Annotated in this window: 16 protein-coding genes; 12 read left to right on the top strand and 4 right to left on the bottom strand. The window is 41.6% G+C overall.

Going from position 1 to position 17,002, the window contains the following annotated elements:
- Positions 1–32: 32 nt before the first annotated feature.
- Positions 33–1,853 (bottom strand): assimilatory sulfite reductase (NADPH) flavoprotein subunit, encoded by a 1,821-nt coding sequence (locus tag NSS80_RS09370; protein WP_211044136.1) that lies wholly within the window; start codon positions 1,851–1,853, stop codon positions 33–35.
- A gap of 260 nt (positions 1,854–2,113) precedes the next feature.
- Here NSS80_RS09370 and NSS80_RS09365 point away from each other — a divergent pair, with 260 nt between their 5' ends.
- Entirely contained in the window at positions 2,114–2,512 is a 399-nt protein-coding gene (locus NSS80_RS09365) for a DUF3221 domain-containing protein (RefSeq protein WP_241770702.1), read from the top strand.
- A 69-nt stretch (positions 2,513–2,581) separates the two neighbouring features.
- On the opposite strand, the gene NSS80_RS09360 is transcribed toward NSS80_RS09365, so the two are convergent.
- The gene (locus NSS80_RS09360) at positions 2,582–4,009 is read right to left on the bottom strand and encodes an aldehyde dehydrogenase family protein (RefSeq protein WP_034284008.1); all 1,428 of its coding nucleotides are present in this window, start codon (positions 4,007–4,009) and stop codon (positions 2,582–2,584) included.
- A 212-nt stretch (positions 4,010–4,221) separates the two neighbouring features.
- Between NSS80_RS09360 and NSS80_RS09355 the strand changes: the two genes are divergently transcribed.
- The 3 genes from NSS80_RS09355 to NSS80_RS09345 are packed head-to-tail and all read left to right on the top strand — an operon-like array spanning position 4,222 to position 5,848.
- Positions 4,222–4,647: a DMT family transporter gene (locus NSS80_RS09355; protein ID WP_041118135.1), complete on the top strand. Its 426-nt coding sequence runs from the start codon at positions 4,222–4,224 to the stop codon at positions 4,645–4,647.
- A gap of 13 nt (positions 4,648–4,660) precedes the next feature.
- Positions 4,661–5,341: a cyclic nucleotide-binding domain-containing protein gene (locus tag NSS80_RS09350; protein ID WP_041117620.1), complete on the top strand. Its 681-nt coding sequence runs from the start codon at positions 4,661–4,663 to the stop codon at positions 5,339–5,341.
- A gap of 21 nt (positions 5,342–5,362) precedes the next feature.
- The gene (locus NSS80_RS09345; RefSeq protein ID WP_041117619.1) at positions 5,363–5,848 is read left to right on the top strand and encodes a DMT family transporter; all 486 of its coding nucleotides are present in this window, start codon (positions 5,363–5,365) and stop codon (positions 5,846–5,848) included.
- A gap of 8 nt (positions 5,849–5,856) precedes the next feature.
- On the opposite strand, the gene NSS80_RS09340 is transcribed toward NSS80_RS09345, so the two are convergent.
- Entirely contained in the window at positions 5,857–7,263 is a 1,407-nt protein-coding gene (locus NSS80_RS09340) for a phospholipase D family protein (protein ID WP_342498466.1), read from the bottom strand.
- 159 nt (positions 7,264–7,422) lie between these two features.
- On the opposite strand from NSS80_RS09340, the gene NSS80_RS09335 reads away from it, so the two are divergent.
- The 5 genes from NSS80_RS09335 (at position 7,423) to NSS80_RS09315 (ending at position 12,019) form a co-directional block, all read left to right on the top strand.
- Positions 7,423–8,199, top strand: coding sequence for a MurR/RpiR family transcriptional regulator (locus NSS80_RS09335; protein WP_034284000.1), 777 nt, complete (start codon positions 7,423–7,425; stop codon positions 8,197–8,199).
- Between the two features lie 130 nt (positions 8,200–8,329).
- The gene (gene pfkB / locus NSS80_RS09330; protein ID WP_041117615.1) at positions 8,330–9,244 is read left to right on the top strand and encodes a 1-phosphofructokinase; all 915 of its coding nucleotides are present in this window, start codon (positions 8,330–8,332) and stop codon (positions 9,242–9,244) included.
- A gap of 13 nt (positions 9,245–9,257) precedes the next feature.
- Positions 9,258–10,673 carry a PTS fructose transporter subunit IIBC gene (locus NSS80_RS09325; protein WP_342498465.1) on the top strand — a complete coding sequence of 472 codons (1,416 nt, stop codon included), beginning with the start codon at positions 9,258–9,260 and terminating at the stop codon, positions 10,671–10,673.
- A 15-nt stretch (positions 10,674–10,688) separates the two neighbouring features.
- Complete coding sequence (locus NSS80_RS09320; protein ID WP_041117611.1) at positions 10,689–11,147, top strand: PTS sugar transporter subunit IIA; 459 nt, start codon at positions 10,689–10,691, stop codon at positions 11,145–11,147.
- Between the two features lie 2 nt (positions 11,148–11,149).
- Positions 11,150–12,019: a class II fructose-bisphosphate aldolase gene (locus NSS80_RS09315; protein WP_041117609.1), complete on the top strand. Its 870-nt coding sequence runs from the start codon at positions 11,150–11,152 to the stop codon at positions 12,017–12,019.
- A gap of 38 nt (positions 12,020–12,057) precedes the next feature.
- Here NSS80_RS09315 and NSS80_RS09310 read toward each other — a convergent pair whose 3' ends face one another.
- Positions 12,058–13,578: an MDR family MFS transporter gene (locus NSS80_RS09310; RefSeq protein WP_041117607.1), complete on the bottom strand. Its 1,521-nt coding sequence runs from the start codon at positions 13,576–13,578 to the stop codon at positions 12,058–12,060.
- A 170-nt stretch (positions 13,579–13,748) separates the two neighbouring features.
- On the opposite strand from NSS80_RS09310, the gene NSS80_RS09305 reads away from it, so the two are divergent.
- From NSS80_RS09305 to NSS80_RS09295, 3 genes are all read left to right on the top strand, one after another.
- Positions 13,749–14,168, top strand: a complete 420-nt coding sequence (locus NSS80_RS09305) for a MarR family transcriptional regulator (RefSeq protein WP_051627375.1) — start codon at positions 13,749–13,751, stop codon at positions 14,166–14,168.
- Between the two features lie 317 nt (positions 14,169–14,485).
- Positions 14,486–16,174, top strand: a complete 1,689-nt coding sequence (locus tag NSS80_RS09300) for a T7SS effector LXG polymorphic toxin (protein ID WP_342498483.1) — start codon at positions 14,486–14,488, stop codon at positions 16,172–16,174.
- A 21-nt stretch (positions 16,175–16,195) separates the two neighbouring features.
- Positions 16,196–16,615, top strand: a complete 420-nt coding sequence (locus tag NSS80_RS09295; RefSeq protein ID WP_081124466.1) for a hypothetical protein — start codon at positions 16,196–16,198, stop codon at positions 16,613–16,615.
- Positions 16,616–17,002 lie beyond the last annotated feature (387 nt).

Here is a 17,002-nt window from a genome sequence, read left to right as displayed (position 1 = left end):
TAAGTAAAAGCTCCTTTCTTTCAAGCATTCAATCAATATACGTCACGCTGATAGCGTTTTTGCTGCTGCAAGTTGGCTAGATAGCTTTCAGCTTTCTCTTTGCTCATCGCACCTTCTTCTTGGATGATTGATAGAAGGGTATCATGAACATCATGCGCCATATGTTTTTCATCTCCGCAGACATATACATAGGCACCTTGCTCCAGCCATTCGAATAATTCTTTACTTTGTTTCTTCATTTGATGCTGGACATATACTTTTTCCTCTGAATCTCTTGAAAAAGCCACATCCATTTTCGTTAACACACCATCTTTTAACCACTTTTGCCATTCGGTTTGATATAAGAAATCCGTCACAAAGTGCTGATCACCGAAGAATAACCATGACTTTCCGTCTGCACCGACTTCCTCGCGCTCCTGCATAAAGGAACGGAAAGGCGCAATGCCTGTGCCTGGTCCTACCATAATGATCGGTGCATCAGGGTTTTCAGGAAGCTTAAAGTTTTGATTGTGCTGAATATAAACAGGCAGCTTATCACCTGGCTCTAAGCGCTCCGCACATAAGATTGAGCAGACACCTTGACGTTCTCTTCCGTGAGCATCATATCTCACAGCACCGATCGTCAAATGAACTTCTTCTTCATTTGCTTTCAGGCTGCTTGCAATGGAATAAAGGCGTGCCGGAATTTTTCTTAAAATGGCAGTGAAGTCTGCCGCTGTTCCTTCAAAAGGACCGAAATCACGAGCAGCATCTACTAAATCTCTTCCTGCTATATATGCTTTCAGCTTTTCTTCGTTTCCTTCTTCTAAAAGGGCCTGCAAGGCTTCGCTCTTTGTAGAGGACGCCATCTTTTGAAGAAGAGGTTTTGTTAAGACAGTAATCTCAAAATGAGAGGTGAGTGCTTCCTTTAAAGGAAGCGTGTCGCCGTTTTTATGAACGGTTACGGCTTCCTCTGCATCCCATCCGCATGCCTTGATCAGTTCATCAACAAGGGCTGGATCATTTGTTGGATAAATACCAAGGCTGTCACCCGGCTCATAAACAAGTCCTGATCCTTCAAGAGAAAGCTCCAAATGACGGGTTTCTTTGTTAGAACCGCGGCCATTTAGGTTGATATTTTCAAGCACTTCAGCATAAAAAGGATTTGTTCTTGAGTATTCAGATGCAGCTGTTTGAGTGTTTGCTTCCGCTGATTCCTGCGGGGCTGCTGCGGCTCCGCCTTCGCTAAGTGAAGATGCCACCCCTTGAAGCCATTCAGAAAACGGCTCATCATAATCAAGATCACAGTCCACTCGATCGAAAAGACGCGTTCCGCCAAGCTCTTTTAAGCGCTCATCAAATTCTTTACCTGTTTGACAGAAGAATTCGTAAGAGCTGTCACCAAGTGATAGGACAGAAAAGCTTAAATGATCAAGCTTTGGTGCCCGTCTGCCGTGAACATATTCATGGAAAGAAAGGGCATTATCAGGCGGATCTCCCTCGCCATGTGTGCTGACGATGATGAGTAAATTGTTTATTTTTTTCAGACTATTTGGTTTAAAATCTGACATAGAAGAGAGCGTCACTTGAAAACCTTTCTCTTCAAGATGCTGCGCTGTCTTTTTTGCTAACCCTTCAGAATTGCCTGTTTGCGAGCCATAAAGCACGGTCACATCTTTACTGACAGGCTGCGCTGGTGCTGCAGCAGAAGGAGAAGGGGTTTGGGCAGTATTTTCTAATCCGGTTAAAGCTGCCTGTGCTGATAAATAACCGGTAAGCCAAATTTTTTGCTGATCTGTTAAAGTCGGAAGCAGCTGATTAAGCAGTTCTGCCTGCTCCTGACTAAACGGACTGTTCAATACATGAAGTTGCAACGATATCCACCTCACAAGGAATATAAACATAGATTAATTCGATAGGAATTATATATATAGGTTCAATTTGAACTTTACCGAAAGTTTGCCATTAAGTAAAATATATAATATTGATTGTCATGATTAAGATTTCTAATACCTTTGCAAGGTGAAGGAACATGAAGGTGAATCGTTTAACTGGATAAAGCACCTTTAGAAAAATGAGCCGTTTTGAATGAAGAAGCGATCGTAAGGAATTGAAAAGGGGTGTATGAAAGTTGATGCAGCTAAAATTTAAAAACACAAAATATTTTCGGCTTGTCATCTTGTTTTTTCTCATTTTATTAGTAGCGTGCCATTCTCCAAAGGGCCATATAAAGGATTCAGACAATAAGAATAAAATAACAGCACCTTTTTCAAAAAAAGGCATCCTGCTAAGAAAAGGGGAGACGAACTTACTTCTTATTAACAATAAAACGCCTCTAAAAAGCGATGATTCATTGAAAACTCATCTTCTTATTGAAAAGTATAAAAATGATCTCATCGTTATGGATTTAACAAAAGTAGATTCTAAAGAGCTGTCACAGGGTCAAACGATTGAGGTTTGGTTTGATGAGTTACAAGAATCGTTTCCTCCTAAAGCAACGGTCAAAAAATATCACATCTTGGTGGATAAGTAGGGGAGCAGGGGCAGATTCTTTCTATCAAGAAAAAGGAGAAAAACCCTAAGGTTTTTCTCCTTTCTCAAATTATGCTGTTGGAAGTCCCATCACAGCTTTCACTTCTAAATATTCCTCGATCCCAAAGTCTCCCCATTCTCTTCCGATACCAGATTGCTTAAAGCCGCCAAACGGGGCAAAGTAATCTGTTTCGGCATTGTTAATGGTAATTTGACCGGCACGAATATGTTCAGCTACATATTTTAATGTTTTTTCATCTTTTCCAACCACATAGCCAGCAAGGCCGTATACTGTATCATTGGCAATCTCAAGGGCATGATCAAGGTCCTGATATGTGATCACACTCATGACGGGTCCGAATATTTCCTCTTGCGCAATGGTCATATCATTTTTCACATTTGTGAAAATAGTATGCTTGGCGAAATATCCTTTGTCTAGTCCGTCCGGCTTACCAGTTCCCCCAGCAAGCAGGTGAGCACCTTCTTCAATTCCTTTTTCAATATAAGACTGCACGGTATCCCATTGCTTTTTGGAGACAAGCGGACCAGTGGCGTGATCTTCTCGCGGATCACCAACTGTAAACTTCGGCAGAGCATTCAGCAGCGCTTTTTCAAATGCGTCTTTCATTGATTCAGGAATCAGCACACGTGTAGCTGCGGAACACACTTGACCTGTATTCATCGCAATATGATGAACGGCTGTTTCGGCTGCCTCATCCACATCTGCATCATCTAAGACGATAAGAGGGGATTTCCCGCCGAGCTCAAGAGCCACTTTCTTAATATTGTCTGCAGCATTTTCCATTATTTTAGAGCCGACAGCGCCTGATCCTGTAAATGAAACAAAGTCAATATCAGGGTGTGAGCTAATGCCGTCACCAATGACATCACCAGTTCCGTTAACTAGGTTGAAGACGCCTTTCGGTACGCCAGCTTCATCAATGATGTCTGCAAGAATCATTGCGGCAAAAGGTGTAATTTCCGCAGGCTTTAAGACAACTGGTGAGCCTGCTGCAATGGCACCCGCGATTTTAAGTGATGTTTGATTTGTTGGGAAATTCCAAGGTGTAATCAATCCGCTGACACCAATCGCTTCTTTTATAATGGTGTGTCCGCCGCGGTCCTCAGTAAATGTATACGATTTAAGTGCTTCCGCTGCTTTAGAAAAATGTTCATATCCCATTTTGTAATGAACCTCTTCTGATACTTTCAGTGGTGCGCCAAGCTCTTGTGTCATGACTTCTATCAGTTCATCCTTACGCTTTTCGTAACCGCGCACAATGTTTTCCAGCATCTTTACGCGTTCATTTCGAGATGTTTTTGAGAAAGAAGGAAAGGCGGCACGAGCAGCTTTGACTGCCTTATCTAAATCTTCTTTTGTTCCTAAACTAATGGTGCCAATGACTTCCTCTGTAGCAGGATTGATGACTTCCGTCGTTTCGTTTCCTGTTGATGCGATCCATTCTCCGTTAATAAAATGTTTCTCTTGATTTCTCATTCTGACATGTCTCCTTTTTATATGTGATTCCATTCAATATTCTGTTTTCAGGTGATATAAAACTGTACCCACTGTGAAAAATCTAAAACGATGAAACTGCAAAAGAAAAAGTTTCTGATATAATACGCAAAGTGGGACATATGTCCTTTTCAACATCAGGGCATCTATCATTTAATGGAACTAGACTGAAAAAAGAAGGAGCATTTGAACGAATGAAAGGTGTTATTTTCGCTTTATTAGGAGGCGCTTGTATTACACTGCAAGGCGTAGCAAACGCAAGAATCAGCCAGGATATCGGGACATGGCAGGCGGCAACCATCACGCAGCTGACCGGTTTTATTATTGCACTGATCATTTTACTGATCGTACGTGACGGACACTTCAGGGAATATAGAAAGGTGAAACCACTGTATTTAATTGGAGGCGCATTTGCAGCCATTATTATTTTCAATGAAGTCACTGCAATTCAAATGATCGGTGTCACACTGACCATCGCTGCTTTACTCATTGCACAGCTTGCATTTACCTTTGCAATCGATGCAAAAGGATGGTTTGGTGTACAGAAGAAGAAAATGAAATGGCCGCATTATGCAGGAATTCTATTGATGATCGTAGGCGTCATCATTTTAAAGCTATAAAGGAGGACGTCAGATGGAGGAGCTTCATGATGAATCTCTATTTTCCTCTTATCTCAAGGCACATGAATTAGAAACCGTCTTTCATCAGAAACTCATATCACACGTCAGCTTATGGCGCTATGAGCAAGGTGAGCTGATTTGTTCAAAGGGAGATCAGAGGGAGCACTTGTACTTGTTAGTAAAAGGAAAATTAAAGATTTTCACCACCACAAAAGAAGGGAAGACCTTTATTCTTTGTTTTAAACATCCTCTTGAAGCGATTGGAGATATTGAATACGTTCAGCAGACAGATATGGTCAATACAGTGGAGGCTGTCACAGAAGTACATATGCTAAGGATTTCTCATCAAGCGCTCATGCGCCATGCGAAGGATGATCCCCGCGTATTAACCTTTTTACTAAAGGGCATCACAAACAAATTTTATACGAAATCAAACGATTTGAGCTTCCACCTTTTATATCCTGTAGAGGTCAGGCTCGCAAGCTACTTATTGTCTGTGTTAACAGGTGATAACAGCGCGAGCGCACTTCGTCTTACTGATGCGGCGAGCTTAATTGGTACAAGCTACCGTCATATTAACCGGGTGATTCAGCAATTTTGTGAAAAAGGGCTGATAGAGAGGCGAAGAGGGAAGATTACGATTCTTGACCGGGAAGGACTCTTAGAAATAGCGGAGCGAAACATTTATGAATAGAAGAAATGAAGGGATTCAGACATGATTATAGGAATAGGATTAGCCATCACGGCTGGCGCACTCGTCAGCTTACAAACCATTTTTAACACTAAGGTCAATGAGCAGACAGGCTCTTGGTCAACGACCACTCTCGTTCTAGGTATGGGCTTTATTGCTTCACTTTTGATGGGTCTTTTGCTAGAAGGAACCGGCATGTTTCAATTAAGACATATGGAAGCGTGGTACTGGATGAGCGGAGCCATTGGAGTAGGGGTGGTCATCTGCCTCGTTCAAAGTATCAAACGTCTTGGTCCGACTTATGGAATCTCGATTGTCCTGATTTCACAGCTCGGTTCTGCGCTTTTGTTCGATTCGCTTGGCTGGCTTGGGTTAGAGAAAGTGGAATTTTCTCCCGCAAAACTACTAGGTGTCATTGTGATTGTTGCGGGGATCCTAGTGTTTAAATTGACCAAATTGGAGTCAGCAGAAGAGGATCAATCAGAAGAAAAAGGGCTGCCACAAGAGTAAGCTGCCCTTTAGATCAACCGCCGCCATAGAACAGTGATCGCGGATAAACCATTTAAAAGGAGCCTTTTCATCAAAGGCTTTTTTTTCTGCCCATAGGACTGCGCTTTATAGGCTGTTTTGTCCTTCGCGACAAGTATACTATAGGCAATTTTACGTTCTATTGCCTGAGTAAGTGATAGCGCAAAAGGGGCACTATCAATGACCAAAATTGACTCTGTATTTAAAAAACTAGACCTCGCATCTAAATTATATGTGCCAATAATACTTAAATAATCATCAATGACCATTGATTTCGCATGAATGGAATACGGGCCTTCATATTCGTACAAATGAATGCCTGTTTTCATCAGTTCCTTTTTCGTGCTTAAGTAACCTGCAAAAGCTAACGGATTTGGCGTCGCTGTAAGAGAATTCGTAACAACTGTCGTTTGAATCCCGCTGTCTAAGGGAGTGAGGCCGTCTTTCATGGGTCGTGTCGGGATGACATAAGGCGTCTGTATGAGCACAGAACGCTTTGCCCGGTGGGCTAGATCGTTTAGTTTTTTGAGCACAAGAGGACGCTTATTGAAGCGCTCCACAGGATTTGTAAAAAATGCAATCTGCTTTACTGAGGTGCCATCTGCTGCCCAATTAAAGGACGACATCACAAAAGGTTCTTTCGCACGCACTGCCTCCTGATAGGATTTAAGCAGTTTCTTTCTTAGTTTTAAGCCTTTTTTTGCTTTTTGTTTGGAGAACACAGCTTTTGTTCTTTTCGTAAAGTCATGATTCCATAAATAAACGAAGTATTGCTCCATTTCATCTAATACTTTTCCTTTTTTGTCGTTATAAAGCAGCACATCGCGGTCAAATGCAAAATCTTTCGGGGGCTGATCTGCAAAGTATTTATCACCGATATTTCTTCCGCCCATCACAGCCACTCGGCCATCTGCCAGCAGCAGCTTATCATGAAGGCGGTTATGCCACGTCCATGGCTTAAATAACCGAAAGGGCTCATAAAAACGAATGGCCATGTTCGGGTGATTTGCCACGGCATATCGTAAATGCTTCAGCGGTCCACGCAAACTGTGGCAGATGCCGTCTAAAAGTAGCTGAACTTTCACCCCTCGATCAGCAGCTTCAATTAAAGCACCTAGTACCCATTCGGCTGTTTTTCCCTTTTGAATGGAATAATAACTAAGGCGGATCATCCTCTTTGACTCACGAATCATTTGGATTCTGGCCTGACCAGACTCAAATCCATCGTCAAGAAGCATCACTTGATTTGTGCCCTGATCGTCTCCTGAGATCGAAGAGGCTTTAAAGATACAATGTTCTTTGCATGTTTTTTGGATCGGTAAATAAAACAAAACAAATGCGGTCAAAAAGACATAAACGACATAGAGAAGGATCAGAAAAAACAAAAGATGAAGCATACGGATCAGCTCCTTTCACATAGACACAACTTTTCCTTAGTTTATGTCAAAAATAAAATTTCACTCATTTTCGCCTTTTATCTAAATACATGACAAAAGAATCATCTTGTTTTTATTGGGCATTTAATTATAGTATGAAATGAATAAGGGGGAATCGAATTGAATGAATCATTATTTAACATCCCAAGTGATGTATATCAAACGTTAAGTGAAACAGAACGATATTTACTCAATTATATTCACCAGCATTTAGAGGATATCTCCACCTTATCCATTGTCACTTTAAGCGAAAGAGCCAATGTTTCAACGGCCACGATAGTCAGGCTGATGAAAAAAATTGGCTATAACGGCTATACATCCTTTAAATATCGATTGAAACAAGAAAAGAAAATGACAGATGCAAGCGACCAGCTCAAAAATATTGATGAAGACATCAAACTAGCAATTCGGAAAAATGAAGAAGAGGTTTTAAAAACGATACAGCTGCAAAGTATTGGACAAATTGAAGATGCCGTTCAAAAAATACATAATGCAGACAAAATTTATATTTTCGGCAGGGGCTTCTCAGAGATGATCGCCAAAGAGATGACCATCAAATTACAGCTCATCGGGAAAACATGTGAAGTACACGACGATCCGAATATCATTCGGCTGAAATCGCGAGACATTGATAAAAGTGAGCTTGCCATCTTTGTTTCATTAAATGGCGAAACAGCTGAGCTTGTTGAAGCGTGTCAAAACCTCAGCATGAAGCAAGTCACAACTATTACGCTTACGACAAGAATAGATTCTACATTAAGCAAAATATCAGATATGACACTAGTCGGATATAAAGGGGAACAATCTTTCTTCCCAGATTATGAAGTGAGATCCCGCCTGTCTCTTCATGTCATTGCCCGCATTTTACTTGACGCTTATGTGATCCGAATGAAATAACCAATAAGAAAGCCTTCGAGACTTTGATCTGGAAGGCTTTTTCTCATGAAAACCTTTACACATTCTGAAAACATTTTCACTGAATCGTATGAGATACTTTCTTTAGAGAAAAGAAAGAAGGTGAAACCAATTGATTTATACATGCACCTTAAATCCTGCTATTGACCTATATATTGCATTAAAAGAAATGCGGGCAAATGCAGTCAACCGGACGGAAGATGAAGATTATCAGCCGAATGGAAAAGGCGTGAACGTGTCAATTATGCTAAAGAAATATGGCTTCACCAGCACTGCATTAGGATTTATCGCTGGGTTTTCAGGCTCTTATATTGAACAATCTTTAAAGGATCTCTCCATTCAGACCGATTTTATCTCGGTTGAAGGAATCACACGAATTAATGTTTTTATCAATACGACAGAAGAATACAAGCTCGTGAATCAGGGCCCTGCAATTGAAGAAAAAGCGCTTCACGCCTTTCGTGAGAAAATTGCGGCTATCCCGCAGGGAGGCAACCTCATCATGTCAGGCAGTCTGCCAAAAGGCGTTCCTGCCAGCATTTTTTCAGAAGTAGCAGCTATTTGCCATCAACAGAAGGTCAAGTTCATTTTAGACACAAGCTCAGCAGCAGTTCTTGAGACGCTTCAATACAAGCCGTATTTACTAAAACCGAATGAAGAAGAAATTGCTGCTTTTTTCGGCAAAACACATCCTTTGTCAGAAAAAGAACTCATTCATTCAGGAGAAAAGCTCATTGAGATGGGTGCAGAGCAAGTGCTTATTTCCCGAGGCGAGAAAGGGGCTTTATTCATTACGAAGGACGCAGTGTTTAAAGGAAACGCACCAACAGGCACTGTCGTAAACACAGCGTGTTCTGGAGATGCGATGCTCGCAGCTTTTCTTAGTAAACATCTTGAAGGACATTCACCTGAAGAATGCTTACGCTACGGCATTGCAACGGGAGCATCCACTGCGTTTTCAAAAGGCTTAAGTGATTTACATGATATTGATTCATTGATTGAGCAAGTACACATTCAGAAGATCTAAGGGGGAATAACACATGAGCCGTAAAAAAATTGTCGCTGCAACCGGCTGTCCAACAGGCATTGCACACACATTCATGGCAGCTGAAGCATTAAAAATCGCTGCTGAGCAGCTAGGGGTCGACATTAAAGTCGAAACGCATGGTCAAGTAGGAATTGAAAACGCTTTAACTGATCAAGACATTATGGAAGCAGATGGGGTCATTGTGGCAGCTGACAAAGATGTAAATACAGATCGTTTTCACGGCAAACCACTCATTGAAGTGCCTGTAGCCAAAGGCATTCGCACGCCGGCTGAGCTGATCCAGAGCATTATAAATGGAGATGCTCCCGTTCATCAAGTGAAAGGAAGAGCTTCTGGAACAGAAAAACCATCTGCTCATTCATCCTCTCAACAAAAGTCGGCAAATAAATGGATACACACCATCTATAAGCACTTAATGAATGGTGTATCACACATGCTGCCATTTGTCGTTGGAGGCGGGGTCTTAATTGCCCTTTCTTTCTTATTTGGTATCTACTCTGCTGATCCTAAGCACGAAACGTATCATCCGTTCGCTGCCTATTTGAAAAGCATTGGCGGACTTGGCTTCAGCTTAATGGTGCCAATTTTAGCAGCATTTATTGCTGATTCAATCGCAAGACGCCCAGGGATGGTCGTTGGATTTATAGGGGGTCTCCTTGCAAATGATGGAGGTGCTGGTTTCTTAGGCGGTATTATCGCAGGTTTTGCAGCAGGATATATCATTTTATTGCTTCAATTCTTGCTTCAAAAATTACCAACATCACTTGATGGATTAAAATCGATCTTCATCTATCCTGTCATCGGTATTTTCTTAATCGGGGCTGTCATGACCCCGCTGTTAGTTCCAATCACAGGGCTAAATAATTCCTTAATGGATTTTCTCTCATCTGTACAATCCACAAACCCTCTGCTTTTAGGCTTAATTGTTGGAGCGATGTGTGGATTTGATATGGGAGGACCTTTTAACAAAGCAGCCTATGTCACAGGAACGGCTTTACTTGCAGAAGGTAACCTTTACTTCATGGCAGGTGTGTCAGCAGCATGTATCACACCGCCGCTTATCATTGCGATTGCCACAACGATTTTCCGAAAACATTTCACGCCACAAGAACGAAATGCAGGGGCAATCAACTATATTCTAGGAGCGACACATATTACAGAAGGAGCCATCCCATTTGCGGCCAAAAACCCGGTTGTTGTCCTGCCAATTATCATGTTTGGCTCGGCTATCTCTGCTATATTGACGTATCTCTTTGGCGTACAGGTTCCAGCTCCACATGGCGGGTTCCTTGTCCTCCCAGTTGTCACAGGTGCATTCCAATGGGTGCTTTCCATACTAATCGGCTCACTAGTAGGTGCGATTCTCTACGGACTTTACCGTAAAAAAATAGACAACCCCGCAGTTTAAAACGGAGGAGGAGAAATGATGGAACATATCTATATGAATCTTCACGAAACAGCTTCTTCACAGGCTGGCGTGTTAGCAGCCATTGCAGACATTGCCTATAAAGCAGGTATTTGCACCTCACCAGAGGATGTCAAAAAAGGCTTAGCGGAAAGGGAAGCACTTAGTACAACCGGATTTCAAGATGGATTTGCCATTCCGCATACACAAACAGAAGCCATCACGAAACCAGCACTTGTGATCGTCCGCACGGAAACAGGAATTGAATGGGACGCTTTTGATGGGAAGCCTTGCTTTTTCTTCTTATCCTTACTAATCCCTAAAAGTGAAGCAGGGACGACTCATTTAAAAGCACTTTCAGCCCTTTCACGAGGCTTAATGGATGAAACGAAACGTCAAAAACTGCTGGAAACAAGAACAAATGAAGACATGCTTGCTGTATTAGAAGCGGATATTTTAACTAGAGAGGATGTTTGATCATGCCTTTACTTTCAACAACACCAATGCTTGAGGCTGCGAAAAAAGAAAAATACGGAATTGTGGCATTCAATGTACACTCCTTTGACAGTATCTATTGGGTGCTCGAAACTGCTGCAGAATTAAAGTCACCTGTGATTTTGCAAACAACGGTTGGAACGGTTCAATCTCTTGGAGCAAAAGCGATTGCAGATACAGTGAAGGCGGCGGCTGATCAATATCAAATCCCAATCGGTCTTCACCTGGATCACTGCACAGACTTTGATGTGATTCTCACCTGTATCAGAGCTGGATATACATCCGTTATGATCGATGCATCTATGCACTCATATGAAGAAAATGTACGCCGCACAAAAGAAGTCGTAGATCTTGCCTTAAAAGTCGGTGTAAATGTCGAAGCAGAGCTAGGCAAGGTAGGCGGCGTAGAAGATGATATCGTCGTCGACGAAAAGGATGCTGAAAAAGCCGTTCCATCAGAATGCCGCCAATTTGTAGAAGAAACTGGGGTGCCTACTTTAGCGCCTGCGATTGGTACTGCCCATGGCATTTATAAAGGGGTGCCGGATATTGACTTTGCCCGCATTGAAGAAATTGCAGCGCTGGTCGATGTACCACTTGTCCTGCACGGTGGTTCCGCTGTACCAGATGAGGATGTCAAGCGATGCGTTGCACTTGGTATGGCAAAGGTGAATGTCTCAACTGAACTGAAAAATGCGTATTCCGAAGCAATACGTGATCATTTCTCAAACGAACCTGAAAGCTTAGATCCACGTATGTATTTACAAAAAGCAAAACAAGCAGCGAAAGACATGGTCCAGTCGAAAATACGAATCGTTGGCAGTGAGGGCAAAGCCCATCCGTTATATCAATAAGAAAAAAAGCAGAGCTGCTATCGCTCTGCTTTTTCCCTTTATTCGTTTTCCTTCATTTCATTAGATGTGCGTACCCGTGCATTTCCCATAAATACGACCGTAATCGCCGCAAGTGCAATAGGGAATAATGCAAGCAAAAATACGTACGTAATACTTTGTGACATCGCATCGATGACTTTATTTAAAATATCAGGCGGAATTTGTGAGCGGGCACCTTCTTGGAAAATAGCCTGTGGATCGCCTACTTGAGAAGGGGCTCCTTTCATTCCGCTAAAGGCATCAGCTAAACGATTTGTCAGCACATTGGTTTGAATCGTCCCGAAAATCGTTACACCGAGCGTCATTCCAAGTGATCTCATAAATGAATTGGTCGAGTTTGCACTGCCTCGGTAGCGCGGCTCAAGATCATTCATTGAAGCTGACGGCAGAAGGGAGAAGCTGAACCCGACGCCAAAGCCTGATATCATCATAAAGAGTGTGAGCCACAGTCTTGCTGTATCTGGTGACATATTGGCAAGCAGCAGCATCCCAGCGAAAAATGAAATGACAGAAATAGTCATAAGACGTCTGAAAGGCACTTTCGTCTGCATCGTTCCGCCAATCATACTGCCAATGACTGATCCAATCATCATCGGTGTTAAAATGAACCCTGCACTTGTCGCAGATTCACCGTACACAGCCTGCACGAAAATAGGAATAAAGACAGCAAGAATAATAAATGTCCCGCCATATAAAAACGCCAAAATTTGAGATGTTGCAAATAATCGATTTTTAAACATCCAAAATGAGATAATCGGTTCCTCAGCTTTACGCTCGACAATAAAGAAGATCGTACCGAACACAAGAAACACAGCAAAAAGTGTGAGGATTTGCACCGAATCCCAAGCATAAGATTTACCGCCAAGCTCAAGCGCGAACATTAAGCTGACAACCGCAACGACAAGTGTAATAGCACCTGACCAGTCGATTTTCTGCTTACGATGTTCAAGCGATTCCTGATAGTATCTGGCGATCAAGAAGACACTGACAATACCAATTGGCACATTAATATAGAAAACCCAATGCCAGCCGATCGAATCCGTAATAATAGCACCTAAAAGCGGTCCGAGTACACTTGATAAACCAAAGACTGCTCCAAACATACCAGACATTTTTCCGCGCTTTTCAGGCGGGAAGATGTCAAAGATAATCGTAAATGCGATCGGAAGAAGTGCACCGCCCCCAAGCCCTTGAATGGCTCGGTAAATAATGAGCTGATCCATCGTTTGCGCGATACCGCACAGCGCTGATCCAATTAAAAAGAAAATAAGTCCAAACAGAAAAAAACGCTTTCGACCATACATATCAGAAAGCTTTCCGTAAATCGGCATTCCCGCCATCACTGCCACCATATAAGAAGCCGTCACCCAAGCAAATTTATCAAAACTGCCTAAATCTGCTACGATGCTTCCCATTGCTGTTGCAACAATGGTATTGTCCATCGCTGCCATAAAAATCCCTAACAGCAAACCGATGACAACAAAGCGAGTGGATGCCTTGCCTTTATCCACATGATTCATTTCATTTACCTCCTGCTTACGTTCTCTCATTATTTTTGCTATGATCAACTTAACCATAAAGTAAGAGAACATTTATCTTGATGATCAAGATAAATTGATTTTAAAGGGAGGAGAACAAGTTGTCAATAAAGAACGAGGCTGAAGACAGAGCAGCCCAGATCATCCATACAATGAGGCGCCTCGCCACACGAACCGTCTTGTTCCACCAAGCGGCCGCTCAATCGCTCGGCCTTTTTCCAACAGATCTCAAATCCGCCGATCTATTAAACGAACTCGGTCCTCTCACAGCAGGAGAATTAAGTGAAAAAACAGGTCTTAGCTCAGGTGCGGTCACAGCTCTCATTGACCGCCTTGTCAAAGCGGGCTACGCCAAAAGAGAAAAAGACCCAAAGGACAAACGAAGAGTCATCATTGTCCCACTAACAGCAGGAAAATCACAAGTGAAAGAACTTTTCCAATCCTTATCAGCATCAACTAAACAGCTTACAAACGAATACAAAGCAGAAGAATTAGATTTAATTATTCAATTTATAACTGAAGCAGCAGATATCATGGAGCAAGAGCTGCAATTGCTGAAGTCTAAATCGTAAAAAGTACACTGATGCGGGTGTGCTTTTTCTAAGTGCATTCCTAATTCATGTAGGGATTGCCTCGACTAGTGACATCTTCCTTACCATGGAAGTGCTCTATAACAATTTTATAATGAAGTAGCTTAAAAAAATATTTATTTAAAAGATGTTCTAAATATCGCATCATAATTATTACTGACAAAAGTGGAGCTAAAGTATTCTATTGAAACATTGTTCATTTACATAATAAGTACTGTTTTTCGTATCAATATTCCTATTTAATGACAAAATTTTTATTGGTAAAATTGACCTTGTCAATGAATAGGAAGGAGTGAATTCTGCTGGGGAAGATACTTGATGCAAAAGCACTAACCAGTGCCATGGACACAAGGGCAAAACACTACCAGGAACTCCGCGAACAAATGGTGGATTTAAAAAAGGCATTACAAGGTATTGCCAACCTCGGAGATGACTTCACTGGGAAAGGTGCCGATAACATTAAAAGCTTTTATAAAGAGCTCGCTGGAAATGTAGACATGTTTATCAGCTTCATTGATAAGCAAAAAGCCTTTCATGAAGGTGTTTCTGGGACACTGGATGATACAAACTTTGGCGGCGATACCTTTGTAGAAGAACACTTTTTAGACAATGCGGTACATATGGGTATCAAGAATGCCAAAAGCATTGTGAAGGATCAAAAAAAGGCACTCAAAACCATTTTTCAAGACATTGATGACCTCATTTCCCTAGAGGTATTTGATAGCCAAACCTTTGATGAAAAAATAGAAGATGCGGAAGATGAACGAAAAAAGACGGTCAGAGAACTAAGAGAGCTTGATCAAAATTTAAAAGATGAATATGCTTTGTCAGAGACGGAACAGCAAGCTACAATGGCATTGTACGCTGAAATGATCAATGCGACAAATGACGGAAAAGCGATTTCGCCTATGAATTTTGACAAGAAAGCGTATCAAAATAGCGAAATTTACAAGGCAAAAAGCGATATTGAGAAGCAAATTTCTGAATATCTGAAAATCAAAAAAGAACAAGAAGAAGCCCGAAAGATTGCGAAGGAACAAGAAGACCTCGCCAACCGCCCTTGGTATGAAAAAGCCCTCGATTATGGTGGAAACATCGTGAATGAACTGACCGGCGTGAACGATGCAAAACGTGCCGCAACGGGCGTTGATCCAATCACAGGCGAGGAACTCACCGCAGGCCAGCGAGTCGCGGCAGGCGGCATGGCAGCCGCAGGCTACATCCCAATCGTCGGCTGGGCAGGCCGCATTTTCAAAGGCGGAAAAGCTGTCTATAAAACCACCCAAGCCACATCAGCCGCGGTCAGGGCAGTCGACATTTACAAGACATCACAAAAGTCTTTTGATGCTCTAAAGACATCCCAAAAAGGTTTATATGGTCTCACCGCCACCAACGGCTTCAGCGAAGCGATTACAGGTCGAGATATGTTTGGAAATAAGGTCTCGAAAGGACAGCAGGAAGCAAGTATGAACGCGGCGCTTGGAATGCTTTTGCCGTTTGGGGTGAAAGGGTTTCATGGGAAGATGGGAATTCAGGGTGCAGGTGGAGATTCTGCTAGAAGAACTGTAATTAGCCCAGAAATTAAAGCTAAAATCCTTGAAGGGCAACGGAAGGTTCCAAAAAATCAGTTAATAGGGGGCCATTCGCCTAGAATTAATAATGATAATGAAAAATTTGCAGTTGAAGTGTTATCAACAAATGCGGATGGTACAACAAATGTTGTATTTACCAAACAGTTTTCTGATGGAAATATCTCCAAGATTAAAAAAAGTACTTTATTTCCCGATTCATGGAAGGATGAGCAAATTCTCAGAAGTATTACCGACGTTGGCGATACAGATGCTATCTCATCAAGGTTAAGAGATAGAGCGACTTGGCATAGAGCAAGTATAAATGGGGTAGAAATTGATGTAATTAAAGTGGGGAGAGATGTAACCAGCGGATATCCGACTGGTACAAAAAATGCTTTGCGTCCATCAGGATTTTAATTTATATTGGAGGTCTTAAACGTGTTTAAGGAATTAGATAATCTTTTATCTGTTGATACAACAGTAGATTCATGGTATGATGACGGGTGTTTGATTGCTAGTGAGATACTCTCTGATTTTAGCCTAAATGACTGGGAAGAACTATCAAACCAGGTGCTTAATAAACCAATAGAGTGGCAGCGTAAAATTGCTTATTGCCTGGATAATGAGTGCAATGAATATGAGTTAAATATTTTAATAGATTTGTTGAATACTAATGATAAAGAATTATTTGAGATTTGTATTGATACATTGAGAAGCTTCCCAATTGAAGAAGGCAAGAAATTGATATTGAAGCATCCTCAAATTTTAAAACGTGTAAATCATGTAATGGCTACTACTACGAATTCACCAGTAAAAGTAGTTCTTCAAGACTTTCTTTCAAAAATGAATTCAAATTAGTTCATTTTTAATGAGATTACGCAAAAAAACCTTGATCTGCTTAATGCCCTCAAGGTTTTTTGTGTTATTGGACTTCAAATTGAGAAAAAACCGACCAAAAGAGGGATGGGGACCCATCGTATGATAAAGACCAGCAAAACTAGGCGCTCACAGCTTTTATAGTGAGTTTTTTTGAATGAGGGGGGACACTTTACATCTTTTTCTTTGATATAGATCAGAAATTCCTTTGAAGAAGTATAGATGTTAAACAATGAAATAGCAGGACATTTATATAAAAGACTAATCGCCAAGCCATTTTAACGGCGAACTTCTTCATAAGAAAATAAAGTTGGTACAATAAACAGAAAAACATCCTCTAATAATGCATAGAGAATGCTGCTCTGTTTA

The sequence above is a fragment of the Bacillus sp. FSL M8-0350 genome, assembly GCF_038593345.1.
In the GTDB taxonomy this organism is placed as follows: domain Bacteria; phylum Bacillota; class Bacilli; order Bacillales; family Bacillaceae; genus Bacillus; species Bacillus safensis.
The sequence above is the reverse complement of the archived record's forward strand: the minus strand, read 5'-3'. Positions and strand labels throughout refer to the sequence as shown.

Bases quoted from the DNA above. Each gene is read 5' to 3' on its own strand.
- NSS80_RS09365 (WP_241770702.1), top strand. From the start codon at position 2,114: ATGCAGCTAAAATTTAAAAACACAAAATATTTTCGGCTTGTCATCTTG.
- NSS80_RS09360 (WP_034284008.1), bottom strand. From the start codon at position 4,009: ATGAGAAATCAAGAGAAACATTTTATTAACGGAGAATGGATCGCATCA.
- NSS80_RS09355 (WP_041118135.1), top strand. From the start codon at position 4,222: ATGAAAGGTGTTATTTTCGCTTTATTAGGAGGCGCTTGTATTACACTG.
- NSS80_RS09350 (WP_041117620.1), top strand. From the start codon at position 4,661: ATGGAGGAGCTTCATGATGAATCTCTATTTTCCTCTTATCTCAAGGCA.
- NSS80_RS09345 (WP_041117619.1), top strand. From the start codon at position 5,363: ATGATTATAGGAATAGGATTAGCCATCACGGCTGGCGCACTCGTCAGC.
- NSS80_RS09340 (WP_342498466.1), bottom strand. From the start codon at position 7,263: ATGCTTCATCTTTTGTTTTTTCTGATCCTTCTCTATGTCGTTTATGTC.
- NSS80_RS09325 (WP_342498465.1), top strand. From the start codon at position 9,258: ATGAGCCGTAAAAAAATTGTCGCTGCAACCGGCTGTCCAACAGGCATT.
- NSS80_RS09320 (WP_041117611.1), top strand. From the start codon at position 10,689: ATGATGGAACATATCTATATGAATCTTCACGAAACAGCTTCTTCACAG.
- NSS80_RS09315 (WP_041117609.1), top strand. From the start codon at position 11,150: ATGCCTTTACTTTCAACAACACCAATGCTTGAGGCTGCGAAAAAAGAA.
- NSS80_RS09310 (WP_041117607.1), bottom strand. From the start codon at position 13,578: ATGAATCATGTGGATAAAGGCAAGGCATCCACTCGCTTTGTTGTCATC.
- NSS80_RS09305 (WP_051627375.1), top strand. From the start codon at position 13,749: ATGAGGCGCCTCGCCACACGAACCGTCTTGTTCCACCAAGCGGCCGCT.